23 protein-coding genes are annotated in these 23,276 nt (G+C 50.5%); 18 read left to right on the top strand and 5 right to left on the bottom strand.

From position 1 onward, the window contains the following. Window positions 1-4: 4 nt before the first annotated feature. The 11 genes from LPA26_RS00115 to LPA26_RS00165 all read left to right on the top strand — a co-directional run bounded on the left by LPA26_RS00115 (window position 5) and on the right by LPA26_RS00165 (window position 11,288). On the top strand, window positions 5-769 hold the full coding sequence (locus LPA26_RS00115) for a PEP-CTERM sorting domain-containing protein (protein WP_229006856.1): 765 nt from the start codon (window positions 5-7) through the stop codon (window positions 767-769). Window positions 770-818: 49 nt separating this feature from the next. Next, window positions 819-3,116, top strand: a complete 2,298-nt coding sequence (locus LPA26_RS00120) for a 5'-nucleotidase C-terminal domain-containing protein (RefSeq protein WP_229006857.1) — start codon at window positions 819-821, stop codon at window positions 3,114-3,116. 32 nt (window positions 3,117-3,148) lie between these two features. Next, the gene (locus tag LPA26_RS00125) at window positions 3,149-3,670 is read left to right on the top strand and encodes a PEP-CTERM sorting domain-containing protein (protein ID WP_229006858.1); all 522 of its coding nucleotides are present in this window, start codon (window positions 3,149-3,151) and stop codon (window positions 3,668-3,670) included. 179 nt (window positions 3,671-3,849) lie between these two features. After that, the gene (locus LPA26_RS00130; protein ID WP_229006859.1) at window positions 3,850-5,529 is read left to right on the top strand and encodes a MotA/TolQ/ExbB proton channel family protein; all 1,680 of its coding nucleotides are present in this window, start codon (window positions 3,850-3,852) and stop codon (window positions 5,527-5,529) included. A gap of 9 nt (window positions 5,530-5,538) precedes the next feature. Beyond that, the gene (locus LPA26_RS00135) at window positions 5,539-5,949 is read left to right on the top strand and encodes a biopolymer transporter ExbD (protein WP_055829947.1); all 411 of its coding nucleotides are present in this window, start codon (window positions 5,539-5,541) and stop codon (window positions 5,947-5,949) included. A 2-nt stretch (window positions 5,950-5,951) separates the two neighbouring features. Further along, window positions 5,952-6,356, top strand: coding sequence for a biopolymer transporter ExbD (locus tag LPA26_RS00140; protein ID WP_055829945.1), 405 nt, complete (start codon window positions 5,952-5,954; stop codon window positions 6,354-6,356). 3 nt (window positions 6,357-6,359) lie between these two features. Next, a complete protein-coding gene (locus tag LPA26_RS00145) occupies window positions 6,360-7,064 on the top strand; it encodes a TonB C-terminal domain-containing protein (protein ID WP_055870579.1) in 705 nt (234 codons plus the stop codon). A gap of 52 nt (window positions 7,065-7,116) precedes the next feature. Continuing rightward, window positions 7,117-8,763 (top strand): putative porin, encoded by a 1,647-nt coding sequence (locus tag LPA26_RS00150; protein ID WP_229006860.1) that lies wholly within the window; start codon window positions 7,117-7,119, stop codon window positions 8,761-8,763. A gap of 8 nt (window positions 8,764-8,771) precedes the next feature. Beyond that, the gene (locus tag LPA26_RS00155) at window positions 8,772-9,443 is read left to right on the top strand and encodes a hypothetical protein (protein WP_229006861.1); all 672 of its coding nucleotides are present in this window, start codon (window positions 8,772-8,774) and stop codon (window positions 9,441-9,443) included. Window positions 9,444-9,486: 43 nt separating this feature from the next. Then, window positions 9,487-10,176, top strand: a complete 690-nt coding sequence (locus tag LPA26_RS00160) for a CAAX prenyl protease-related protein (RefSeq protein WP_229006862.1) — start codon at window positions 9,487-9,489, stop codon at window positions 10,174-10,176. A 137-nt stretch (window positions 10,177-10,313) separates the two neighbouring features. Next, a complete protein-coding gene (locus tag LPA26_RS00165; RefSeq protein ID WP_055870588.1) occupies window positions 10,314-11,288 on the top strand; it encodes an EpsD family peptidyl-prolyl cis-trans isomerase in 975 nt (324 codons plus the stop codon). A gap of 199 nt (window positions 11,289-11,487) precedes the next feature. Here the strand turns inward: LPA26_RS00165 and LPA26_RS00170 are convergent, their stop codons facing one another. The 5 genes from LPA26_RS00170 to LPA26_RS00190 are packed head-to-tail and all read right to left on the bottom strand — an operon-like array spanning window position 11,488 to window position 16,098. Then, window positions 11,488-12,918: a DUF4350 domain-containing protein gene (locus tag LPA26_RS00170; protein WP_229006863.1), complete on the bottom strand. Its 1,431-nt coding sequence runs from the start codon at window positions 12,916-12,918 to the stop codon at window positions 11,488-11,490. Next, window positions 12,911-13,657, bottom strand: a complete 747-nt coding sequence (locus tag LPA26_RS00175; protein WP_229006864.1) for an ABC transporter permease — start codon at window positions 13,655-13,657, stop codon at window positions 12,911-12,913. Before LPA26_RS00175 ends, LPA26_RS00170 begins: the two co-directional genes overlap by 8 nt. A 22-nt stretch (window positions 13,658-13,679) precedes the next feature. Continuing rightward, window positions 13,680-14,312 carry a response regulator transcription factor gene (locus LPA26_RS00180; RefSeq protein ID WP_055829931.1) on the bottom strand — a complete coding sequence of 211 codons (633 nt, stop codon included), beginning with the start codon at window positions 14,310-14,312 and terminating at the stop codon, window positions 13,680-13,682. A gap of 6 nt (window positions 14,313-14,318) precedes the next feature. Continuing rightward, window positions 14,319-14,678 (bottom strand): hypothetical protein, encoded by a 360-nt coding sequence (locus LPA26_RS00185; protein WP_229006865.1) that lies wholly within the window; start codon window positions 14,676-14,678, stop codon window positions 14,319-14,321. After that, window positions 14,659-16,098, bottom strand: coding sequence for a sensor histidine kinase (locus LPA26_RS00190; RefSeq protein WP_229006866.1), 1,440 nt, complete (start codon window positions 16,096-16,098; stop codon window positions 14,659-14,661). Before LPA26_RS00190 ends, LPA26_RS00185 begins: the two co-directional genes overlap by 20 nt. A gap of 266 nt (window positions 16,099-16,364) precedes the next feature. Between LPA26_RS00190 and LPA26_RS00195 the strand changes: the two genes are divergently transcribed. The 7 genes from LPA26_RS00195 to LPA26_RS00225 all read left to right on the top strand — a co-directional run bounded on the left by LPA26_RS00195 (window position 16,365) and on the right by LPA26_RS00225 (window position 23,275). Further along, window positions 16,365-18,161, top strand: a complete 1,797-nt coding sequence (locus tag LPA26_RS00195; protein WP_055829926.1) for a methanol/ethanol family PQQ-dependent dehydrogenase — start codon at window positions 16,365-16,367, stop codon at window positions 18,159-18,161. A gap of 94 nt (window positions 18,162-18,255) precedes the next feature. After that, complete coding sequence (moxJ, locus tag LPA26_RS00200; protein WP_055829924.1) at window positions 18,256-19,098, top strand: methanol oxidation system protein MoxJ; 843 nt, start codon at window positions 18,256-18,258, stop codon at window positions 19,096-19,098. A 20-nt stretch (window positions 19,099-19,118) separates the two neighbouring features. Beyond that, window positions 19,119-19,727 carry a cytochrome c(L), periplasmic gene (gene moxG / locus LPA26_RS00205; protein ID WP_229006867.1) on the top strand — a complete coding sequence of 203 codons (609 nt, stop codon included), beginning with the start codon at window positions 19,119-19,121 and terminating at the stop codon, window positions 19,725-19,727. 83 nt (window positions 19,728-19,810) lie between these two features. Beyond that, window positions 19,811-20,086 (top strand): methanol dehydrogenase [cytochrome c] subunit, encoded by a 276-nt coding sequence (locus LPA26_RS00210; RefSeq protein WP_055870596.1) that lies wholly within the window; start codon window positions 19,811-19,813, stop codon window positions 20,084-20,086. 283 nt (window positions 20,087-20,369) lie between these two features. Then, window positions 20,370-21,389: a MoxR family ATPase gene (locus LPA26_RS00215; RefSeq protein WP_229006868.1), complete on the top strand. Its 1,020-nt coding sequence runs from the start codon at window positions 20,370-20,372 to the stop codon at window positions 21,387-21,389. Between the two features lie 33 nt (window positions 21,390-21,422). Then, window positions 21,423-22,364: a DUF58 domain-containing protein gene (locus LPA26_RS00220; RefSeq protein WP_229006869.1), complete on the top strand. Its 942-nt coding sequence runs from the start codon at window positions 21,423-21,425 to the stop codon at window positions 22,362-22,364. After that, window positions 22,361-23,275 (top strand): hypothetical protein, encoded by a 915-nt coding sequence (locus tag LPA26_RS00225; protein WP_229006870.1) that lies wholly within the window; start codon window positions 22,361-22,363, stop codon window positions 23,273-23,275. Before LPA26_RS00220 ends, LPA26_RS00225 begins: the two co-directional genes overlap by 4 nt. Window position 23,276: the final 1 nt, after the last annotated feature.

The following is a 23,276-nucleotide window of genomic DNA, read 5'->3' on the forward strand; positions in this document are numbered from 1 at the left end:
TATCATGAAAAAAATCAGTTTAATCGTAGCACTGCTACTGTCCACACAAGCTAACGCGGCATTAAATGCCGGTGACATCCTGTTCACGTCATTCAACGCTGATGAAGATGGTCTGTCATTTGTGACTTTAGTTGATATCGCTGCCAACACCACGATCTACTTCAGCGATAACGAGTGGACCGGTAGCGCATTCAACACAGGTGAAAGCTACAACCAGTGGGTTTCCAGCAGCGTTGTGACTGCAGGTACAGTGGTGCGTTTTGCAGAATACGACAAAGCCACTTTGTCAGCCTCAACCGGCATCTTGTCTCGTGCAACCGTTAGCGGCAACAGCAACTGGGGTCTTTCCAACTCAGGGGAAACGGTTTATGCCTATGTAGGGTCTGGCGCCACTGCACCAACGACATTCCTGTCAGCCATCACTAACGGTACCTTCGCGTCGAATGGTCCGTTGACCAACACAGGCCTGATCAATGGTGTGAACGCCATTGAACTGACTGCTAAAGCCGGTGCTTCCAGCGAGCCAGACTATGCAGAATACAACGGTGTACGCAGTGGCTTGAACAATTTTGCTGATTACAAGGCGCAAGTCGCTGATGTGAATAACTGGAATGTAGACACTGTGAATAACAGCGTGTCAGCCGGTGTCGTGCCTAACACGACTGCATTCACCATTAACGCAGTGACACCAGTGCCGGAAGCAGACAGCGCAGCGATGTTGCTGGCTGGGTTGGGTTTATTGGGTCTGGTTCGTCGTCAATCACGTTAATACTGAATAAAGAGTGCCGTGATTTTCGCGGCACTCCATGGAGAAGAACATGTTTAAACTGAAACAATTAACTGTATGCGTTGCGCTGGCATTCACTGCCGGTAGCGCCTTGGCAGAAGGCGTGACTGTATTACACGTAGGTGACCAGGAAAGCTGGTTATTGTCTGCACAAGGTAACTTGCGCGATGACGCCGGCCAGGCCATTTCGTTTTACGGTGGCGTTGACCGTCTTGCCTCTGTGATTAAAAATGCCGAAACAGCTGCTGTGGCGCAAAGCCGTACAGTACTGAAACTGAATGCCGGTGATGCATTTTTGCCAGGCCCTCGGTTTACGGCCAGCTTGAATAACCTGGCTAACAGCTTTAGCGATGGAGGCCAGGATTTTTATGATGCGATTGCTTTACGCCAGATTGGTTTTGACGCCATGGTGTTCGGTAACCACGAATTTGACCTCGGCCCGCAAGTGGCTGCGCGTTTTGCGAAAGTATCCGGCAGCACTTATCTTTCCAGCAACCTGAATTTCAATGCCACCTCAGAATTCAGCGCATTGAAAGCCAGCGGCCAGGTAGCACCTTCCAAAGTGATCACCACCACTGCCGGTCATAAAATCGGCTTGGTAGGCGCGACGACACCGTTATTGCCAAGTATCTCATCCCCTGGTGCAGTGAATGTGATTGGCTACGATGCCAGCAATACTGAAGCACAAAACCTGCAAGCGCTGATTCCTATTATCCAGGCCGAAATCACCCGCCTGCGTAGTGAGCAAGGTGTGACGACAGTGATTTTGATGAGCCACCTGCAAAATGCAGCTAACGAGATCAATGTGGTGATTCCGGCGCTGACCGGTGTTGACCTGGTATTGTCTGGTGGCGGCCATGAGTTGATGGTGGACCCTGATGATGCGCTGATCAATGGTGGCGTAGCCGCCACGTTCACTTCACACCCGGTAAATGCTGTGGATGCGAACGGCAAAACAGTGCCGGTATTAACCAGCCACTTTGGTAACCGTTATGTGGGCCAGGTCAATTTCACGATTGATGACAGCAATGGTAAATTTGTGTCGATTGAATCCAGCAAAATGATGCGCGTGACCGGTGCCGCTGCCGATGCAGACCGCGTAGCCGGGGATGCAACGATTAAAGCACAGGTAGTGACGCCAGTGCAGAACTATATTTCTGTGCTGAATGCACAAATCATTGGCACGACAGCGGTTAAGTTGAATGGCCCGACACACACTACGTGTGCTGCTTTGCCATGCACATTTGTGGCCGGTGTTCGTAACGCAGAAACTGGCCTGGGTGACCTGGTTGCCGATGCAATGCGCTTTGCCGGTAAAACCGAAGTCGCGATGCAGAACAGTGGCGGGATCCGTACCAATATTGCTGCCGCTGGTAATGTGTCTGTTGGCGACACGTTCAATATCCTGCCATTTACCAATCTGGTCAAACGCGCACCAGCAGTGAATGCCACGCAATTGAAAGATTTGCTCGAACATGGTTATGGCGACACCAGCCCGACAGGTCGTGCCAATGGCCGTTACCCGCAAATTTCCGGTATGCAAGTGATTTACAACAGTACCAATGTTGCCAGAACGACTAAAGGCACCGGTAACCGCGTGCAACGCGTGGTATTGGATGACGGCACTGTGCTGATTGATAACGGCGTTGTTGTCAACAACAGTCGTACCTTCTCGTTCACAACGATAGACTTCACTGCCGCTGGCGGTGATGGCTTCCCTTTCGCTGCTAACAACGTGGTATTCGAAGACAGCCCGTTCACCATCACCTACCAGGAAGCCCTGGCCAATTACATTCAATCACCAAAAGCTGAAGGTGGCCTGGGTCGCCTGAATAATGCCGATGGCGATGAAATCACTGTTAACTTCTACGGCCTGGAAAACCAGTATGACAAGGGTGGTCGTCTGATTGACCTGGCGATTGCTACTAGTACTCCTGGCGTGACACGTACTGGTACTGCCAGCCGAGATGTACTGGTGGGCACTGGCGGTGACGACATCATCAATGGCGGTTTGGGCGTAGATACGCTGACCGGCGGCGCAGGTAACGATGTATTCGTCTACAACAGCATGCGTGAAGCTGGTGACACTATCACTGACTTTACCCCATATGCCGACAAATTACAGTTAAGCGCATTGCTGGCTTCGCTGGGTGTTTCAGCCAATGCCGCGATTGCAGAAGGATATATCAAGCTGCTGGATGTGACAGGTGGCGTGCAGGTGCTGGTGGATACCGATGGGGCTGCAGGCACGGCTGCCGCTAAAACACTGGTCACCCTGAAAGGGCTGACCGCCAAGCAGGTTGCTCCTGCCAGAGACTTTATTCTTTAATTTTTGCCGATTAATTCTTTCTAGAGGAACACATGATGAAATCTTTAATTAAAAAAGCAGCACTGATCGCGCTAATGAGCAGCGTGTTACCTGCACAAGCGGCCATCCAGTCCTGGCAATTATCCGGTGCAGTGGATTCCGGTCATTACAACGGTACCACCTACCAGGGCCAGTTCAGCTTTGATGATGCCGGCCTGTTGTCTTCCGGTACTGAACTGCTCAACCTGAGCAGCCTGCAATTCAATTTTGGCAGCACATTGTTTGATCTGAGCACAGTTGCACTAGCGCCAGCCACTGCAGTATTCCAGGATGGCGTGTTTACCGGTATCGAATGGTCAGTAGATGCTACCAATCCAGCGATTGGTTTCAGTCTGATTGCTGGTCTGTCAAACACGGGCGATGCATTCTTTGCTTACGATACCTCACTGGGTTTATCCGGTGCTGGCAACCTGACTTACACATTGTCAGCAGTGCCTGAGCCAACACAGTCCGGCATGATTCTGGTCGGCCTTGGTCTGATGGGCTACATTGCAGCGCGCCGCCATCCAAAATAAAAGGTTTAACCTACTTTTACTACGACCTGTGAACAGGCAGAAACACCTACCTTGGCCCGGCTTTGCCGGGCTGTTTTTTTTATGAAAATAAAAAAACTAGTCCGCCTAGTCCGATCTTAATTTCTCTGCAACATTCGCTCTATAGACTTGCACCTCGAATTAACTCGACTGCGATGGATATGAAGAAGTCTACCCTTGGTTTATTAACCAGCCTCTGTTTGTTGACCCTTGCTTTACCGGTGAAAGCTGCCTGGAATGCAGACTGGGCAACACAACAAAAAATCACGATTGATACCGCCAATATCAAGGAAGCCGTGAACCAGGCACCGGTGCTGGTTCGCCTGCATTCAGGTAATTTTGACTTTACCGGCGCCAATGTAGATGGCTCGGATATCCGCATTATTGCCGCAGATGACAAAACAGAACTCAAGTTCTCATTAGAGAAGTATGACGCGGTGAATGAGCTGGCCGTGGCCTGGGTAGTGCTACCGCAATTATCTTCAGCGAATAAAGATCTGGCGATTGGTTTGTATACCGGAAATGAAAGCGCTAAAGCCACCAGTGATGCACAAGCTTTAAATGATCCGGCACTGCTGGCCCGTTTTGCTTTTTCTGATAAAGCCTTATTGAAAGATAGCGGTCCTAGCCAACTGACAGCCAGTGGTAATGCGACCCAGCAAAAAGCAGGCTTGATCGCAGAAAGTGCAACCCTCAATAATAGTCCGCTGACGATTACTTTGCCGGCAGCACCGCAGTTAGCCAATGGCGCCACCTGGTCAGTCTGGTTGAAGCCGGCCAACCTGCCGCAAACCGCAGAAGTATTAAAGAGTGGCAACGTCAGCCTGAAACTGAATGGCAATGCCCTGGTATTACAGGCTGGCGCAGCGACTGTTAACGGTGGGGAGTTGAAACCAGGTCAATGGCAGCATATCGCACTGGTGTTCCAGGGCGGTCAGGCGGTGCTTTATATCAATGGTCAATCGGTTGGCCAGGCGGCGGCTAATGATGCCCAGGCGGCAGCAACATTGGCGGTTGGTGATGCATTGAATGCCGAGATTGACGAATTGCAACTGGCTTCCACTGCACGGAGTGCCGCCTGGTTAAGCCTGGTTGCACAGTCACAAGGTGCCGATGCCAAACTGGTCAAGGTCACACCGGCTGGTGAGGGCGAAGGCGAAGAAGAAGGGGAAGCCAACTATATGGGCATCCTGATCGACAGCCTGACAGTCGATGCCAAGGTGGTGATTGCGATTCTGGCGGTGATGTTCGCCATCAGTGTATGGGTGATGTTCAGCAAGGCCCGTCTGGTCACTATTACCGACAAGGATAATGCACTGTTCCTCAAACGCTTCCAGCAAGCTTCTACCCAGGATTTGCTGAACCTGGACAAGACTGGCACTTATAAAAACTCCAACCTGTTTGGCCTGTATAAAGCCGGACTGCGTGAAATCAAGAAGCGTGAGCATGATGGCAAAGTGTCCTTGGGTGGTGCCTCCATCGATGCGATTAAAGCTGCCGTTGATGCCGACCTGGTTCGTGAAACGCAGCGCATGAACAGCATGATGGTATTACTGACCATTGCGATTTCCGGTGGCCCTTTCCTCGGCCTGCTGGGTACGGTGGTGGGTGTGATGATTACCTTTGCCGCGATTGCGGCTGCGGGTGATGTGAACGTCAACGCGATTGCGCCTGGTATTGCGGCTGCGTTGCTGGCTACAGTCGCCGGTCTGGGTGTGGCGATCCCTGCGCTGTTTGGCTACAACTACCTGGCCAGCCGTGTGAAAAACATCACCATCGCCATGCAGATTTTCGTCGATGAATTCATTACCCGTACCGCTGAACTGTACGGTAAGGAATAAGGCCGCGCGATGTCAGAAGGCGTCAAGGAAGAGAACCAGCTTTACGATGAAATCAACATTACGCCCATGCTCGACCTGGCTTATGTATTGCTGGTGATTTTTATCATTATGACCACCGCGTCAGTACAGGGCGTCAAGGTTGACATGCCACATACCGTGAACTCTGCTGCATTGGCAAAGCCGCAAATGCGTGCCATTACCGTGACAAGTGACGGCAGCGTTTACCTCGATGCTTTTCCGGTAGATATGGCGCAACTGGAACAGCGCCTGGCCGAATATAAAGGCAGCAACCCCGAGTTGCCGGTAGTGCTGAAAGGTGATGCGGCTGCGCATTATGAAAAGGTGTCTGAAGTGCTGGAAATCTGCAAGCGGCTGGATATTACTGAAGTTGGCCTAGTGACTAAGAAGGTTGTGGAGTAAGCATGCAAGTCCAAAACGACGCACAACCCTACGACACCATCAACATTACGCCCATGCTGGACTTGGCCTATGTACTGCTGGTGATTTTTATCCTGATGACGACAGCTGGGGTGCAGGGCCTGACCATGAATCTGCCCAAACCATCCAACAAGCCAAGCACCGAAAAACACGATATGAAAATCGTGCAGGTGCAGCAGGGCGGCACGCTGACCATTAACGGGGTAGGTGTCAGCATGGCGGAGCTGGAAACACAGCTGAACCAGGCCAAAGCGATGGACCCCAAGGTCAACATCATGATCAAGGGCCAGGCACAGGCACCTTATGCCGGCGTGATTTCAGTGATTGACCTGGTCAATCGTCTCGAAATTGAAAATGTCGGCCTGGTCACGGGCAAGATCGGGACCTGATTTATGGATCTGCAAGATTTAAACGTCACGTCTGACCAGGTGCAGGTGTCAACTGCGCGTGTCTGGATCACCCGCATGGCAATCGCCTTGCTGATCCTGGCAATTCTGACGGGCATCGGTTATGGCATCAAGAAATTGCTGGGTGGTGGTCCAACCCATAAAAAGCAGATCACCACTGTGAAACTGCTGCCGGATACTCCGCCTCCGCCACCACCGCCACCTCCAAAAGAGCCGCCAAAGGAAACGCCAAAAGAGCAGCCCAAGGAAGCACCTAAAGAACCAGAGCCGAAACCCGCTGAGACACCTCCGGCCGAGACTTTAAAAATGGAAGGCGCGGCAGGTGATGGGCCAAGCCCGTTTCAGTCTGGCGCTGTCAATAACGAATACAAAGGTGGCGCGGTAGCGACGATAGGGTCTGATGGAGGTGTCAAATTCCGCTGGTATGCCGGGCTGGTGAAATCACAGATTGAACGTGCCATCGAGCGCGACAAAAAACTGACCCAGGGCCAATACAAAATTGTGGTTAGCGTCTGGTTGAAACCTAACGGCCAATTTGAAAGATTGTCAGTCGACCAGTCTGATACCACGCCAGAAATCGAACAAGGGATACGTGAAGCCCTGAATGATTTACCGGCCATGCAGGACAGCCCGCCTGAAAATATGCCGATGCCTATCCGCTTGCGGATATCGGCAAAAAAAATGGGCTAATTCATGAATACACATTACCAATGTGCCAAACCAAAACACTGTGAGTGAGGATATGCAGACTCTCAATACCCCCTTAAAAAGAACGACCGTTGCCGTTTGGCTGTTTACCCACTTGCTGGCGACAGGGAGTGCGCATGCGGGCGAACGCGAGTCGCTTGAGCAACTGCGAGCTACGACGACTAACCTGATTGAATTGCTGGTGCAGGAAGGCGTGTTATCCAAGCAGAAAGCGGATGCCTTGCTGCAGAAAGCGGCTGCCGATGCCAAACAGGCTACTCAGCAGGCTGAAGTAAGTGATGATGTCAAAAATGAAGTCAGCAAGGCCATGGATGAAAAGACCGTGCGTGTGCAATATATTCCGCAGCACGTCAAACAGGCCATGCGTGAGGAAATCGAGCATGACGTGATGGAAAAGCTGAACTATAAAGCCGGTGAGCGTCTGGGTGTGCCTGAGTGGATAGACCGTATCAGCTTCCATGGGGATATCCGTTTGCGTGGTCAGGCGGATGAGTTTGAAGAAGATAACACTGATATCTTCCGTCTCAATGATGTTAACCGGAACATGAATGTGTTGAACTCCACCGACGAGCGTCGTCGTGCCCGTATCCGTGCGCGCCTGGCTGCGGATATGCAGATCAACGACTGGCTGAGCGGCGGCCTGCAGTTCGTCACCGGACAGCAGACCACACCGGTTACTCCCAACCAGACTGAAGGCATCGCCCAAGGCAAATACATGTTCACGCTAGATCGAGCCTTCCTGCATGCCAAGCTGAATGACTGGGCTAGCGTGACAGGCGGCCGTTTTGCCAACCCGTTTATGTATACCGACCTGTTATGGGATCCTGACCTGGCATTTGATGGAGTTGTCGCGCATGTCACCCCAAAATTCAACGAGCGCTGGTCAGCATTCGGTACAGTGGGCGCATTCCCTATTGAAGAAATAGAGTCATCTGTCATTAATAAAGCCAGGGATAAGTGGTTATATTCCGCCCAGGCTGGTATCCAGTGGACGGCACCTAACAAGTCTTCAGTCAAACTGGCTGCTGCCTACCATGACTTCAAGAACGTTGAAGGTCAGCTGAATACACTGGGCTTGCGTGACTATGATGATACCGCCCCGCAGTGGCGGCAGCGTGGTAACAACACCTTCGATATTAATGCCAATAACCTGGGTGCCTCTGATCCTACCATCATTGGCCTTGCTTCCAAGTTCGAACTGGTCAACCTGATGGCACAGATCGACCTGATGAACTTTGATCCGGTGCATGTCACCTTTACTGGCGATTATGTGAAGAACATCGGTTTTGACAAGGACGAGATCCTGCAACGTACCGGCAATGAGTACAAAGAAGAAAATGAAGGTTATAACTTCAGGATCGATGTGGGCAACACCAGTTTTCTCGGCCCTTATGTACAGAACGTGAACAAGCACGAATGGCAGGTATCGTTAGGCTATAAACGCCTGGAGGCCGATGCAGTCATGGATGGCTTCACTGATTCCAACTTCAGGCTGGGCGGTACAAATGCCAAGGGCTGGTATGTGTATGCTAACTATGCCATAGACAAGAATGCCTGGATCGGCGCACGTTATATGAGTGCAGATACTATCAGCAGCCCCACCTCATTGCTGAACCCCGCTAACGACCCGTGGAAATACTCGGTGGATGTGTTGCTGATTGACTTGAATGCACGCTTCTAGGAGGTAATATGAAATCCACCTTATTGTTAATCACCGCTGTCTTTCTCGCGATTATGCAAACTCCGGCCTATGCGGCCGAAAAACAGGACAAAGCGGCCAAGCGTGCCAACATCCTGATGCAGAAGATGAAGCAGGATATGGAAGCGGAAAAGAGTGCGATGCAGACGCAGTTCGAGCAGGAAAAGAAAAATATGTCAGATGCCCTGAATCAGGCACAGAGTGCTCAGCGTTCGCATTCCGTACAGTTGCAAGGGCAAACCCGGCGCAACCAGCAATTGCAGTCTGAGGCACAGAAGCTGACACAGGAAAAAACTGTGCTTTCCGCTCAATTACAGCAGTTGCAGTCGCAACTCGCTGAACAAACGCAACGCCTTGAGAGCATCGAACAACAACTTAAGCTGGCCAAATCTGACCTGGACGTGAATGATCAGCAGCGCAAGAAACTGCTTGCGAATGTCAGCACTGCTCACCAGCAATTAGTCTCCTGTGAGGAAAAAAACAGCCGACTGTATGCCTATGGCAATGACCTGATTGGATTGTATGCCGATGCCAGCACTTACCAGAAAATCATGCGTGCTGAACCTTTCTTCCAGCTGAAGCGGGTTGAGCTGGAAAATATCCTGCAGGATAAACGGGCGCAACTGATTGAAAATAAAGTTGATACAATAGCAACGCCCTGAATTTGCTCTGGTTGGGCGTTTTGTTATTTTAAGTATTGGCTTGATGATGTTTTCCAGACTGCAATCTTTTTTTACGCTGCATGAGCGTGCCCGCATTTATCCGTTTATCGGTTTTATCCTTTTGCTCGCCTGCGAACCTTTGCTTGCCTCAGGCCTCACGTGGCTAGGGCTGGGTACGCAACCAACCTACCTGTTACGCACGCTGGCAGCTGTCGCCTTGCTTCTTTATTACCATCGCCATTATGTTGAGTTTTCGCTGACGCCAACTTTCCAGCAGGTTGTCATCGCCATCCTGAGTGGACTGCTGGTGTTTGTTATCTGGATATTTCCTTATCCTGAATGGATGGGCGGCTACATTGCGGGTGATGGTAAAGCCATGCCCATGCACAATGCAATCGATATATTCTGGCTGGTTTGCCGCTGGACTGGCTCTGCGCTGGTGGTGCCCATCATAGAAGAATTGTTCTGGCGCTCGTATTTGATGCGCAGGCTGGAACATAGCGAGTTTATGTCTGTCTCACCAGCCCATGTGGGTACTTATGCAGTGGTGGTAAGTAGCGTATTATTTGCAATTGAACATCAGCTCTGGTTAGCAGGGTTGTTGGCAGGACTGGTATATGCCTGGTTATACCGTCGATTCCAGGTACTCTGGATACCTGTATTGGCCCATATGATTACCAATGCCGTGCTTGGCGCATGGGTGGTGTTTGGCGGGCACTGGCAATACTGGTAAAAAGAGTGTGTTAACATGCATTGTGAATAATTGAGCGCATGCTTAGATGAAATGAAGATGCTCAGGTGTAGGCGGGGAGAGCCCGGTACGCCAGTAATATAAACACAATAAATACGAATTTATTTTAAAGGGTGATAATGAAAAAAATCGCATTGATCGTACCGGCTTTGATGCTGGTGATGGCAGGATGCAGCAAGCACGAAGAAGCAGGCAAGGGATCTACGCAAGTGGTTGCCAAGGTGAATGGAAATGAAATCACGGTGCATCAGCTAAACTTTGCGCTGTCCAAAGCCGGCAAGATCGACCAGGCGCAACTTAAGCCAGCTTCAGAAAAAGTCTTGCAGCAAATGGTAGACATAGAGTTGCTCAAACAAAAAGCAATTGATGCGAAACTTGATCGCGACCCGAATGTGCTACAAGTGCTTGAGGCTACCAAACAGCAGATACTGGCGCAAGCCTATATGCAAAAAGTGTCTGCCAAACAGGCCGCACCTTCAAGTGACGATATCAAAAAGTTTTACGATACCCATCCTGAGCTGTTCAGTGAGCGTAATGTCTATGTAATTCAGGAATTTGTCGTTAAAGACGGCAATCAGCATGCCAGCGAGATTGAAGCCGGTATCAGTGCTGCAAAAACTGCTGACGACCTCGGTAAATGGCTGAAAGACAATAACTATGTATTTAATGCCAATGCCAGCAGAAAAGCAGCTGAACAGTTACCACTTGATTTGCTGAAAAAACTTAATACGCTTAAAACCGGCGATACACTGATTGTCAAAGGACCTGATGCGCTGGTGCTTTTGTTCCTGGCCAAAGTCGACAGACAGCCTGTAGATGTTGAAAAAGCCAAACCGGTCATCCAGCAATACCTTGTGAATTCCGGCCAGCAAACACTGATTAAAAATGAAGTGGCCGCACTACGCAAAGAAGCCAAAGTGGAATTCTATGGTGATTTCTCAAAACTGACATTGAATAACAGTGAAGCTGCTGTGCCTGGAGCGACTGCCCCAACTGCTGCGAAACCTGAGTTGCCAGTGGCTGCTCCAGCTGCTGAGCCAGCAACCGAGCCTACACACAACAAGGCGATTGAAAAAGGTCTGTCTGGTTTATAACTGATAGTATTTGATGTCTGAAGCCCTGGTTATGCCAGGGCTTTTTCTTTGTGAAGGCGCTTGGTTAAGATAGGTGCTTAACAAATAGAGTTATAAACCAGAGTTACTGGCTTTAACAGTTTGAAAATGACCGTATAAATATTGCCGAAGTTTTACTGTGCATCAAGATATTTGTTGCCACAGTAATTCATAGCAAAAGCTAGTGCTGATGCTTCCTGCGCCAGGTGAGCCAGCCTGCCAGGAAGAACACTGCCGGCAGGCCAAACTGGAAACCGTTAAACAGGATCATTAGCCAGGTTTGTTGGGACGGTAGCAAAATGATGCTATCGCGCAACGGTGCTACAGGCAGGGTGATGCTGGGTTGGTTATTCACGATCCATTGCAAACTCTGCATGGTAAATGCGAGATTGCCACCTCTTTGCTGCTGCGCATTGCTAAAAAATCCTGCGCTGCCTATCACCATAATTCTTTGCAGCTCGCCTGAGGGGCGCGTTTTTTCCAGGGCCAGGGCAATGGTTGCTGGGCCCTGGCTATCTGTTTCCGAGTTAAAAGCAGGTAACTTTTCGGGCTGTTCAGGATGATAGCTCTTGCTCGTCCAGCCACGTTCTGCCGCCGCAACCATTGGCAAGGTACGCCATGAGTCTTCTGGCTGACCATAGCGCACGATGGCATGTGCCTGGTCAAAAAATGTGCGCAGGGCAAACTCCTGTGTTGGCCCTTGCCCGGAATAGCGTTGCGTACTTAAGGCATGCAAGGGGATATCGAACTGCCTGTTGGCGGGATCTATCACCATGCCTTCACTGATATTAAGTGCCAGGCTTTCTGCTAAAGAGGCCAGGCCCTGTGTGGATGGATTATCTACCAGCCAAATCAGGCTGCCGCCTTTACTGATATGGGATTGAATAGCTTTGACCTGAACCGGTGTGTAGGGATGTGTCGCGCCAGCGAGCACCAGTGTTGGCAGTTTTTTTATAGGAAAATTTTTTGTTGCCAGATTTGTTTCTAACGTTGAATCGTGTTCAAAACCAGTGCTGCTGATTACCTGCAATCCGGCAGCACGCATCGCCTCTGCCAGATGACTGGCACCACTGGCTGCTTCATTATCCAATGCCGTTTCGCCAAACCCGGTGGAGAATAACAATGGCGCTCGCTCGCCATGTTGTAGTTGCAACAGCACATTGGTAAAAGCTTCTTCGGTGTATGGCAGGTACATGCGCTTTAGTTGCCCGCGATAGCGGATGATCATTTCGCCTTCTTTTTTGACCTGATGCTCGCGCGCCAATCTCGGCGAAATGGAAGGGTCAATAAACTGCAGATGCATAGCATGGTGAACATGCTGGTAGCGTTGTACCAGCGCCAGAATTGACTTCCTGAAATAGCGGCCTTTGTAAGGGCTATTGCTGCAAAAAGCGCTGATTTCTATCGTTCCTGGCAATGCTTGCAACACTTCGATACTTTCTTTGGAAAGCGTGTTGCGGCGATTGTTGGTGTGATCGGTAATGATATTAAAATGCCAGGCCAATATGCCCAGCGCCAGGGTTAGCAGTAGTAATCCCGGCACCACAAGGCGATGCTGCCATGCCTGCGTCAGGGATTGCCTGGTTTTGGATAGTCTGGATGAATTAGCCATACAGTCGATCAGCATCTAAACGACGGATAGATAGCAGCACAAAAAACGTCGAGAACAGCACAAAAAATAACACGTCGAAACTATTCAACATGCCTAGCGCAAACTGGCGGTAATGCTGCATCAGTGAAAAGTCGTGAAACAGCACCTGGTTATTATCTGCAAAAAACTTGTCCAGCAACAAGCAGATGGTGAGCGCCGACAGGCTACCAAATGCCGCCAGAATCGGGTTGGCGGTCAGGCAGGAGATATACAAGCCAAGCGCACTACTGGCGACCACTAACAGCCATAACCCGAGCGCGTGCGTGAGCAGATACGGGATATCTATTTCAGCCCATGGCAACATCATGGCAATCATCAGCACCATCGTCACAATCAGCAGGCTCAGATAACTGACAATGCCCAGCAACTTGCCCAGAATCAACTCGCTCATTGATAACGGCGAGCTCATCAACAAGGCCATGGTTTGGTTTTTGCGCTCTTCGCTGATCAATTTCATGCTCACCAGCGGTACGACAAATAGCATCAATACCGCCGCCACGCCAAATACACCTTCTGCCATAAATTGCGTGATGCCTATCCGTTGCACCTGCCATTGTGCGCTCTGCATGATTTCAAAATACTGGTTAAAACTCAGGCTGTAATAAGTGCCGACAATGGCCTGGAAAATAGCCAGCACCAGCCAGCCCATCGGGGTGGCGAATAGACTGCGCAGTTCTTTACGGGCAATGACCAGAATCATATGGGATATCCAGAAAACGGCGTTACAGGCCTTTGATAATGCCGAAGCGTACCGCGATATGGACCACCTGGCCGGTGGTTTCCACCCCGAGCTTTTGCCGAACATTGGTTTGAATATTGGCCACGGTTTTGTAACCGATATGCATACCCTTGGCGATGGCAGCCAGGGCTTCTCCCTGTGCAATGCGCCTGAACACTTCAAATTCGCGCGGCGACAGTCTTTGAATCGGATTTTCCGGGCTCTCCAGGTGATACATGGATAAGCTTTGTGCCAGGTCGTTATTGATGTAACGTCCGCCTTTCAGTATTTTTTGCACAGCTTCCAATACGATTTCCGGTGGCTCTGTTTTAGTCACATAGCCGCGTGCACCAGCCTGGATGGCGCGGGTCGCATAGATGCAATCATCATGCATGCTGAACACCAGCACCCGCATTTGCGGTTTGCGGTGCAATATACGTTTCAGTGTTTCCAGCCCACCTATGCCTGGCATATCCAGATCGAGAATTAATAGCTCGGGATGATGCTTTTCTACCAGAACGCAGGCTTCTTCACCATTCAGCGCATCGGTGGTCACGTCGTGATTAGCCTGCTCAAGCAAGGTACGCAGACCTTGTCTAAGCATGGCATGATCATCAGCAATCATTACTTTTGCCATACGCGCTTATTTCTTGTTGGCAAAGGTGATGTTGACGCACTTGTCATTGGCGAATGTCAGTTCGGCGGTATTGAAGTACTTATTGGGTGCGTACTGGATTTTGCCGCGGTAATACCACATTTCGACATTTTCCCCATTGCCTGAAATCGCCTGGCCTTTTTCCTGCAAAATCTGGTCTGCATTGTGCGGCTTGATAGCCGTTTCTTTTTTGACCGGTTTGCCCAAATTTTCTTCAACATACTGGCGTGACCTGCCACTGTAGGCATCAAGAAAAGGTCGTTCTTCGGTTTTTAACTCTTTGGCAGATACCATCAAAGGCAACGCCAGCGCAATCAAAGCTAACCATTTAGGATGTGGCATATTCATTTACTCCTGAGTCAGACGGTAAAGAGGCGGGTTTAAACGGTGGTTGTCTTTGCCCTTGTAACGGAATCAATCCGGTGATCAGCGTGCCGGCATCCAGGCCGCTCATCAGTTTGAAGCTGCCTTGTTGTGACTCAATACGTTCACGCATGCCAACCAGGCCGACGCCTTCGGTAGATTGCGTGGTATCCATGCCTTTGCCGTTGTCACGAATTTCGATCTGCAGCATAGGCACTTCTTGCCGCTTGATTACCTGGATGTCTATCCATATTTCGCTGGCATGTGCATGGCGCGTGATATTGGTCAGCGCCTCTTGCACGACACGGAAGGCAACAATATTAATATCTTCGCTCAACACATGCTCGCTGGTGTCCAGTTGCACATGGCATTCCACCTGCGTATTGAGTTTTTTCCAGTCATTAATCAGGCGCTCAACTGCACCGATCAAGCCAAGTGAATCCAGTGCCGGTGGCCGCAGATGCTTGATCAGCACGCGAATGGATTGCTGCACATGCTGGGTATTCGAAGCGATCCTGACGGCAATCACATTGGCTTGCGCCGGTGTACTTTTTTGCAATGCCAGCGCATCCATGCGGATCGCAGTCAGATACTGGCCGGTTTCATCATGAATTTCACTGGCGATGTATTTGCGTTCCTGTTCCTGTACCTGCATGGCATGACGCGCCAGGATACGGTTTTCATTCAGGGTGCGTTCCAGATCCAGTTCTACCAGGCATTGCTCAGTCATATCGACCAGGTAACCGTGGATTGCAGCACTATTTTTTTCGCCGGTATTTCCCTCTGCCGGGACATATACAAACCGCGCACCGACATAGCAGGGCAGGCCATCAGGACGCTGGATCTGCAGTTTGCTGAAATTGATTTCCTGATGCTGCTGTAATTGGATGACAAATTCTGCCCAGTCAAAGGCAAACAGGCGGCGGGCATTGCTGTCTGTGTCGAGCAAACGACAGATACGGTCAAACGCGCGATTATGCATGCCGATATTGCCATTTAAATCCAGCACGACATTGCCGGTTAAATCGCCGTCGAATAATGTTTTATACAGCAACTGGCTGTTACTTAATTGCAACTCGGTTTGCTTGCGGCGCTGGATTTCTGCGTTAATTTCGCGCATGCGCCGCTGACCAAACCACACACTCAACAGCACAAATACAAATAAAGTCAGCGGGATTTCATCCAGTTGAGCGTATTCATAGGTAAGTAACCACGCATTGATGCGCTCGGCCAAATCAAACTCTGAGGAGAGAAAGAACGTCAGTATCACGCCCGCGATTACGATGAGCGTGTCCTGACCTGGGCGGCCTAATGTAAACCTGCCCAATTTTGGTGTGGCGATTTTTTGTTTGCCGAATTTATGAGTGACATCAACCACAGGGATAGACCGGTTATAAGAATGCATAACTAAAGGACCAAAGACTTAAAAACTGCGCTGAGAGCATCTTGCTCCCGACTTGCGCAACTATAGACCACATCCATCGCCAGCACCCCGTGAAAAATTCCCGTTAATTGCCAGTCTTCACGAATGAATTCTTGAAGTCATCATAGGGAATCTTTCATCTATTGCCTTTGTTACAAATTATTAACAATTTCGGTCGTGAACTGCGGCATTCGGGGGGATGCCCGTGACACCACGTAAAACGCATTCTTGAGAGATTAGGAGAAAGTATGAAAGTAAAATCATCTGGCGCCATTATTGGTGCTTTGGTCGGAGGCTTGTTCGCCAGCTTTTCCGGCCTGGCCATGGCAGATGCAGACCTGGACAAGGTGGTGAATACCCCGGGTGCATGGCCGATTGCAACGGGTGGCTATTATAGCCAGCACAACAGCCCACTCGCGCAAATCAACAAATCCAACGTTAAAAACGTAAAAGCGGCGTGGTCATTCTCCACCGGCGTACTGAATGGTCACGAAGGTGCGCCATTGGTCATTGGTGACATGATGTACATCCACTCTGCGTTTCCTAACAATACATACGCATTGAATTTAAGCGACCCGGGCAAAATCGTCTGGCAGCACAAACCCAAGCAAGATGCTTCAACCAAAGCAGTGATGTGCTGTGACGTGGTTGACCGCGGCCTGGCATATGGTGCTGGTCAAATCGTGAAGAAGCAGGCCAATGGTCGCTTGCTGGCGCTGGATGCTAAAACAGGTAAAACCAACTGGGAAGTGGAAGTATGTGATCCGAAAGTGGGTTCCACACTGACACAGGCACCATTCGTCGCTAAAGATACGGTACTGATCGGTTGTTCAGGTGCTGAACTGGGTGTACGTGGTGCTGTGAATGCCTTTGACCTGAAAACAGGTGAGTTGAAATGGCGTGCATTTGCGACCGGTTCAGATGACTCTGTGCGTCTGGCAAAAGACTTCAACAAAGACAATCCACACTACGGTCAATTCGGCCTGGGTACAAAAACCTGGGAAGGCGATGCCTGGAAAATTGGTGGCGGTACAAACTGGGGCTGGTATGCCTATGATCCAAAATTGAACCTGTTCTACTACGGTTCAGGCAACCCGGCACCATGGAACGAAACCATGCGTCCTGGCGACAACAAGTGGACCATGACGATCTGGGGCCGTGACCTGGACACCGGTATGGCTAAATGGGGCTACCAGAAAACACCTCATGACGAGTGGGATTTTGCTGGTGTGAACCAGATGGTGCTGACTGACCAGCCGGTCAACGGCAAAGTGACTCCGCTGCTGAGCCACATCGACCGTAACGGTATCTTGTACACATTGAACCGCGAAAACGGCAGCCTGATCGTTGCTGAAAAAGTGGATCCGGCAGTGAACGTGTTCAAGAAAGTGGACCTGAAAACCGGTACACCAGTCCGTGATCCAGAGTTTGCTACCCGTATGGACCATAAAGGTACCAATATTTGTCCATCTGCGATGGGCTTCCACAACCAGGGTGTTGACTCCTACGATCCGGAAAGCCGTACCTTGTACGCTGGCCTGAACCACATTTGTATGGATTGGGAGCCGTTCATGCTGCCATACCGTGCAGGTCAGTTCTTCGTGGGCGCAACCTTGGCGATGTACCCAGGACCTAACGGCCCGACCAAAAAAGAAATGGGCCAGATCCGCGCATTTGACCTGACCACTGGTAAAGCTAAATGGACCAAGTGGGAGAAATTTGCGGCCTGGGGCGGTACTTTGTACACCAAAGGCGGCCTGGTCTGGTACGCAACACTGGACGGTTACCTGAAAGCGTTGGATAACAAAGACGGTAAAGAACTGTGGAACTTCAAGATGCCATCCGGTGGTATCGGTTCTCCTATGACTTACTCCTACAAAGGCAAGCAGTACGTTGGCAGCATGTATGGTGTTGGCGGCTGGCCAGGTGTTGGTCTGGTATTTGACCTGACTGACCCTAGTGCCGGTTTGGGTGCGGTTGGTGCGTTCAAAGAACTGCAAAACCACACACAAATGGGCGGTGGCCTGATGGTGTTCAGTCTGTAATCAGACAGTGAATCTGTTGATGTAGTGTACAGGATGGCCGTCAGACCCAAGGATGGCCGGTCATCCTGTTCTCTAAGTACGGAGAAGAGAGCAAATGTTTCCTGAAGTTGAAAAAAATCGTCGTACCTGGTTGAGCATTTGCCTATCAGTCACACTAAGCGTGTTTGCATTTCCTGCACATGCTGCCAGCGCACTGAATATCTGTGCCGGCAAATCCGAATTACCTTTTTCCAATGACCAGAAGCAAGGCTTTGAAAACAAGATTGCGGCGGTGATTGGCAAATCATTGAATGTCCCGGTGAATTATTTCTGGTGGACCAATCCGCTGACGCTGCAGAAAGACATGGAGGAGGGAAAATGCGATGTACTGATTGGTACCGACCCGAGTGACCCACGTGTATTAACCACTAAACCTTATTACAGCTCCGGGTATGTGTTTATCACCCGCAAAGACCGTGAGATCGATATCACTTCCTGGGACCACCCCTATTTAAAGGAAAAGAATTTCCGTATCGGTGTCATGCCGGATAGCCCTGGCAAAAACATGTTGCTGCAAATCAACCGTTTTGACGATATGTTTGATTACTTCACCGAAATCCAGAATTTCCAGTCCACGCGTAACCGTTACGTGCACGTCGAGCCATCGCGGCTGGTGAATGATGTTTCAAACATGCACCTGCATATGGCGATGTTGTGGGCGCCTGAAGCCGCACGCTACGTGCGTGCCTCTGAAGTGCCATTGAATATGGTGATGGTGGAAGACACTGCCAAAAAGACCAATGGCGAAAAAATCCCCATGCATTACAACGTCGCCATGGGCGTCAGCAAACAGCATCCTGAACTGGTAGAGACCCTCAACCGTGTCATTGACACCCAGGGCGCTGAAATTACCGCCATCCTCAAGGATGAAGGTATTCCGTTACTCAATATTAATTAATCACGTTTTTGGAGTTTGAATTGAAAGAATCTCAACAATCCCCGTCGCAAAGTTCTCAATCATGGCGCGTGAAGCAACAACTGGCGATGACGTTTGGTGTATCGGGACTGGTGATGGCGGCTTTCCTTACCGTTGCTTGCGCCAAAGATGAATCACCTGCCAAGGCAGACAGTGCTGCCAGTAAACCTGCTGCCAAAGTGGTGTTGAAAGATGGACCGGCACAGGAGTTTCGCGGCACACTTTCTGGCGATGTGCTGGATCTTTCGCCAATGGAGGGGGAAACCTTTACGCCTGAAGCGAAACACTTTATGGCCACCGGCGATAACCCCTACCGCGGCGATGCGGAAGCAGTGAAAAAAGGCTATACGATTTTCTCCACCGCCTGTTCCGGCTGCCATGGTCATCTGGCCGAAGGCAAGCTGGGCCCGGCGCTGGCGGATGATTACTGGACTTATCCTAAAAACGAAACCGATAAGGGCATTTTTGAAACCATTTATGGTGGCGCTGCCGGCATGATGGGCCCGCAGCAAGGCCGGATGACGGTAGATGAAATCCTGCTGGTGATTGCCTGGATCCGCCACCAGGCCGAAGAAAACGTCAAAAACGGTGGCGCAGCGCCGCACGGTTGATCCGATTATCGGATTGTTAGGCTGGTGGGCAATCCGTTAATAGAAAACAATACACCAGCTAATTTGTGATGAAGGAGAAAGTGATGAAACACGTATTAGCATTACTGGCAGTTGCCAGTGTGTTTGCAGTGTCCAATCAGGCTCTGGCTTATGACGGTCAAAACTGTAAAGAGCCAGGAAACTGCTGGGAAGCCAAACCTGGCTATCCGGAAAAAATTGCGGGTTCGAAATATGACCCGAAACATGATCCGGTTGAACTCAACAAGCAAGAGCAGTCGATTAAAGCGATGGATGAACGTAACGCAAAACGACTTGCAAATGCAAAATCCAGCGGTAATTTCGTGTTTGACGTGAAGTAATCTGAAGTCTCCCCCCAAAAAGGAAGTACTGGATAGTTGAGCGAACGTGCAAAGGGCAAAACGCAGCACGCAGAAGCCGGAGTGTACTTATTGCAGTTTAGATACAAGTACATGAGGATTTTGAGTACCGCGCAACGCTGCAATTTACATGTGTAGCCAATTATTCAGTGTTTCCCCAGGCAACTTGCGTTATGTCTGTTGCCAGTTTCATTCCTTGGTATGTGGCAAACCGGTGTCGATTGTATGCAGTCGGCAGTGGCCTGTTTCATTAGAGTTGGTGTGTATGCAAAATAAAATTGAATTACCAGCCTGGCGTGAGCGCGCGTTGGCTTTTGAGCAGGCGTTGAATGCAGTGGTTGTCGGGATGCCGGCACAAATCCGTGCACTGACAATTGCCATTTTCTCGCGTGGACATGTGTTGCTGGAAGGCGATGTGGGCGTAGGCAAAACCACTTTATTGCGGGCGGCTGCGCATCTGGTGGGAGGTGGCTATCAGCGTATCGAAGGGGCCATCGATCTGATGCCCAGCGACTTTCTCTACAACGCGTTCATCAATGAGCAGGGGCAGGCCGCGGTTAAGCCGGGCCCGTTACTGCAGCATGAAGAGGCACTGGCGGTGTTTTTCTTTAACGAGATCAATCGTGCCCGGCCACAGGCGCATGCTTTGTTTTTACGGTTAATGGCTGAGCGGTCAGTCAATGCATTTAACCGTGAGTATCATTTCCCGCACCTGACTGTGTTTGCTGACCGTAACCGGCTGGAGCGTGAAGAAACGTTTGAAATACCAGCAGCGGCGCGTGACCGTTTCCTGATGGAGATTTCAGTGCAAGCACCGGATGAGCCGGAACTGCAGCGAGCATTAATGTTTGATACCCGCTATTACGATGTCGATGCGCTCATCAGTCGGTCACCTTCAGGATTAACGCCTTATGACCAGTTGAACATCGTCGCTGAAGCTGTGCAGGCGTCGGTACGGGCAGAAATACCATTGCAAAACTATGCAGTTGAATTATGGCGTGTACTGAAAGACCCTATGGCAGCAGGTATCCAATTGCCCGATGTCGATATGTCGCGATTACTAGCTGGTGGTGCCAGCCCCCGCGGTATGGCGATGCTGATGCGTAGCGCACGCACACGTGCCTGGCTGGAAGGCCGCGATTACCTCACTCCGGATGATATTCGCGCGGTATGGACTGTAGTGGTCAAGCACCGTGTGTTTTTCAATGGCGCTTATGCTTTGCAACACGAGCGACTTGCGCCACTGCTGCTGCAAGCGGTGCTGGATAAAGTCTCTGCGCCTTAATCGGCTCTGGCTTGTTTACTGGCAGTTTTCCCTATGGCTATTTCCACACATTCCACGGCAGATTTTTCAGTGATGCAAAGCTATCCTGCTCGCGTACATGCTGCGTTTGAGCCACGCCAGTTTTTCTACAATATTCACTGGCGCTCACGTACTTATCACGCGGGTGCCAACCTGACTTCCCATCACGGCAATGGCAGTGACTTTGCAGGTTTCGCTAATCTGCTGGCCTGTCCTGACCCGAAGCGGATTGATATTCGCGCCAGTGTACGCACTGTGCCCCAGCAATGGCTGGTCAGGACTTACCTGGAACGCGCTGCCGTTCGCGTATTTGCCATTGTCGATGTGTCCAGCTCGATGTTGTTTCAGGGGCAGGCCAATATGCGTCAGCAGGTCACCGAATTCGTGACTGCACTGGCTTGGTCAGCCAATCGGCAAGGGGATGCTTTTGGCATGGCTGCCGCCAATGATGATGTGCAGTCGTCGTGGCAAATCCCGCCTACTTTTCAAACCGGCACCGCACAAGTGGTGGCAGAAAAAATCACGCGATACTGGCAAAGCAATCATGCCGTGTCCGGGCGCAATGCCTCAGCCATCCCTGCGGCAATTGAGGAGATAGGCCCGCAACGGGCGCTGGTGTTTTTAATCTCTGATTTTTATTGGGATACGGCGCTATTACAGCAAACCCTTAAAGCCGCGCAAGCACACGATGTGATTCCTGTGGTCTTACGCGACCAGTCTGCGACGGAAGGAATGCCGGCTTTTGGCTGGGCGAGGTTACGGGATATGGAAAGCGGCGAAGAGCGTAGCTGGATGTTGCGTAAACGCTTGCATCCGCAAATCGGTGCTCACCTAGTACAACAGAAACATATGCTCAATTCACAATTCATGAAAGCTGGCACGCGCTCGCCGTTATGGCTTGTGCCACAGTGGCAGGCCGAAGAGATCAGCCGCCACCTGATGGAGACCATGGCATGAGGGTATGGATTGATTGCAAAACCGTGCAGCCATTGATTGGCGGTCTGTTGTTTTGCCTGTGTTTATTCAGCAATGCACATGCTGTGGAAAGTAGCTTCCAGTTAAAGGCCGAAAGCAGCACGCGTGAAGCAGATTACACCCTGGGCAGCATCGCCAGGCAACATATCACGCTGCATGTGCCGCCAGGATTTGAACTCGATCCCGCCAGTTTGCCAGCGCCCGCCCAGAACGAGGCTATTGAGTTAAGGAGCGCACACTGGACGACCACTGACTCAAAAACCGAGCGTCTGATACATCTGGACATAAACTGGCAGATATTCGTGGCTGGTGATTCAGTCAGGATCATGCCTTTAAAAAAATTGCATCTTGAATTCAAGAAAGAACAGCAACGCCTGACCATTGATGTGCCGGCAGATAAAGTCATTGTTTCCAGTCTTTTGCCCGCGCGTATTGATCAGGCGCACGTCCAGCTTTATCCGGATTCGCCATTACCTGAATGGGCACTAGCCAAACAATTATGGATACTGGCTGGCTGGTTAAGCCTGGCAGTGCTCAGTCTGGTCTACATCGCCTGGGTCATGGGCTGGGTCCAGTTGCCACAAGAAAAAAACATGCCTTTCCGACAAGCATGGCGCGAGATTCGCAAATTAAAAGGCAATCCACAGGAAGCCGCAAAACAAGCCATGCAGCTGATCAGCCGCGCCATGGACCAGTTTGCCGGCGTCGCGGTGACCGCTGAAAATTTAACCCAGGTGACTTCTACGCATACTGTGCTCACGGCTTATCAAACCCAGTTGCAGGCATTTTATCAGGAGATACAGCAAGCTTTTTTCGCAGGCAAGCCGGTATCGACATCGTTGGCTGATCTAAAGCAGTTGGCTAAGCAGCTGAGCCAGGTGGAGCTTTCCTGAA

The sequence above is a fragment of the Methylophilus sp. Leaf408 genome, assembly GCF_916856905.1.
Taxonomy (GTDB): Bacteria; Pseudomonadota; Gammaproteobacteria; order Burkholderiales; family Methylophilaceae; genus Methylophilus.

Bases quoted from the DNA above. Each gene is read 5' to 3' on its own strand.
- LPA26_RS00115 (WP_229006856.1), top strand. From the start codon at position 5: ATGAAAAAAATCAGTTTAATCGTAGCACTGCTACTGTCCACACAAGCT.
- LPA26_RS00120 (WP_229006857.1), top strand. From the start codon at position 819: ATGTTTAAACTGAAACAATTAACTGTATGCGTTGCGCTGGCATTCACT.
- LPA26_RS00125 (WP_229006858.1), top strand. From the start codon at position 3,149: ATGATGAAATCTTTAATTAAAAAAGCAGCACTGATCGCGCTAATGAGC.
- LPA26_RS00130 (WP_229006859.1), top strand. From the start codon at position 3,850: ATGAAGAAGTCTACCCTTGGTTTATTAACCAGCCTCTGTTTGTTGACC.
- LPA26_RS00135 (WP_055829947.1), top strand. From the start codon at position 5,539: ATGTCAGAAGGCGTCAAGGAAGAGAACCAGCTTTACGATGAAATCAAC.
- LPA26_RS00140 (WP_055829945.1), top strand. From the start codon at position 5,952: ATGCAAGTCCAAAACGACGCACAACCCTACGACACCATCAACATTACG.
- LPA26_RS00145 (WP_055870579.1), top strand. From the start codon at position 6,360: ATGGATCTGCAAGATTTAAACGTCACGTCTGACCAGGTGCAGGTGTCA.
- LPA26_RS00150 (WP_229006860.1), top strand. From the start codon at position 7,117: ATGCAGACTCTCAATACCCCCTTAAAAAGAACGACCGTTGCCGTTTGG.
- LPA26_RS00155 (WP_229006861.1), top strand. From the start codon at position 8,772: ATGAAATCCACCTTATTGTTAATCACCGCTGTCTTTCTCGCGATTATG.
- LPA26_RS00160 (WP_229006862.1), top strand. From the start codon at position 9,487: ATGATGTTTTCCAGACTGCAATCTTTTTTTACGCTGCATGAGCGTGCC.
- LPA26_RS00165 (WP_055870588.1), top strand. From the start codon at position 10,314: ATGAAAAAAATCGCATTGATCGTACCGGCTTTGATGCTGGTGATGGCA.
- LPA26_RS00170 (WP_229006863.1), bottom strand. From the start codon at position 12,918: ATGGCTAATTCATCCAGACTATCCAAAACCAGGCAATCCCTGACGCAG.
- LPA26_RS00175 (WP_229006864.1), bottom strand. From the start codon at position 13,657: ATGATTCTGGTCATTGCCCGTAAAGAACTGCGCAGTCTATTCGCCACC.
- LPA26_RS00180 (WP_055829931.1), bottom strand. From the start codon at position 14,312: ATGGCAAAAGTAATGATTGCTGATGATCATGCCATGCTTAGACAAGGT.
- LPA26_RS00185 (WP_229006865.1), bottom strand. From the start codon at position 14,678: ATGAATATGCCACATCCTAAATGGTTAGCTTTGATTGCGCTGGCGTTG.
- LPA26_RS00190 (WP_229006866.1), bottom strand. From the start codon at position 16,098: ATGCATTCTTATAACCGGTCTATCCCTGTGGTTGATGTCACTCATAAA.
- LPA26_RS00195 (WP_055829926.1), top strand. From the start codon at position 16,365: ATGAAAGTAAAATCATCTGGCGCCATTATTGGTGCTTTGGTCGGAGGC.
- moxJ (WP_055829924.1), top strand. From the start codon at position 18,256: ATGTTTCCTGAAGTTGAAAAAAATCGTCGTACCTGGTTGAGCATTTGC.
- LPA26_RS00210 (WP_055870596.1), top strand. From the start codon at position 19,811: ATGAAACACGTATTAGCATTACTGGCAGTTGCCAGTGTGTTTGCAGTG.
- LPA26_RS00215 (WP_229006868.1), top strand. From the start codon at position 20,370: ATGCAAAATAAAATTGAATTACCAGCCTGGCGTGAGCGCGCGTTGGCT.
- LPA26_RS00220 (WP_229006869.1), top strand. From the start codon at position 21,423: ATGGCTATTTCCACACATTCCACGGCAGATTTTTCAGTGATGCAAAGC.
- LPA26_RS00225 (WP_229006870.1), top strand. From the start codon at position 22,361: ATGAGGGTATGGATTGATTGCAAAACCGTGCAGCCATTGATTGGCGGT.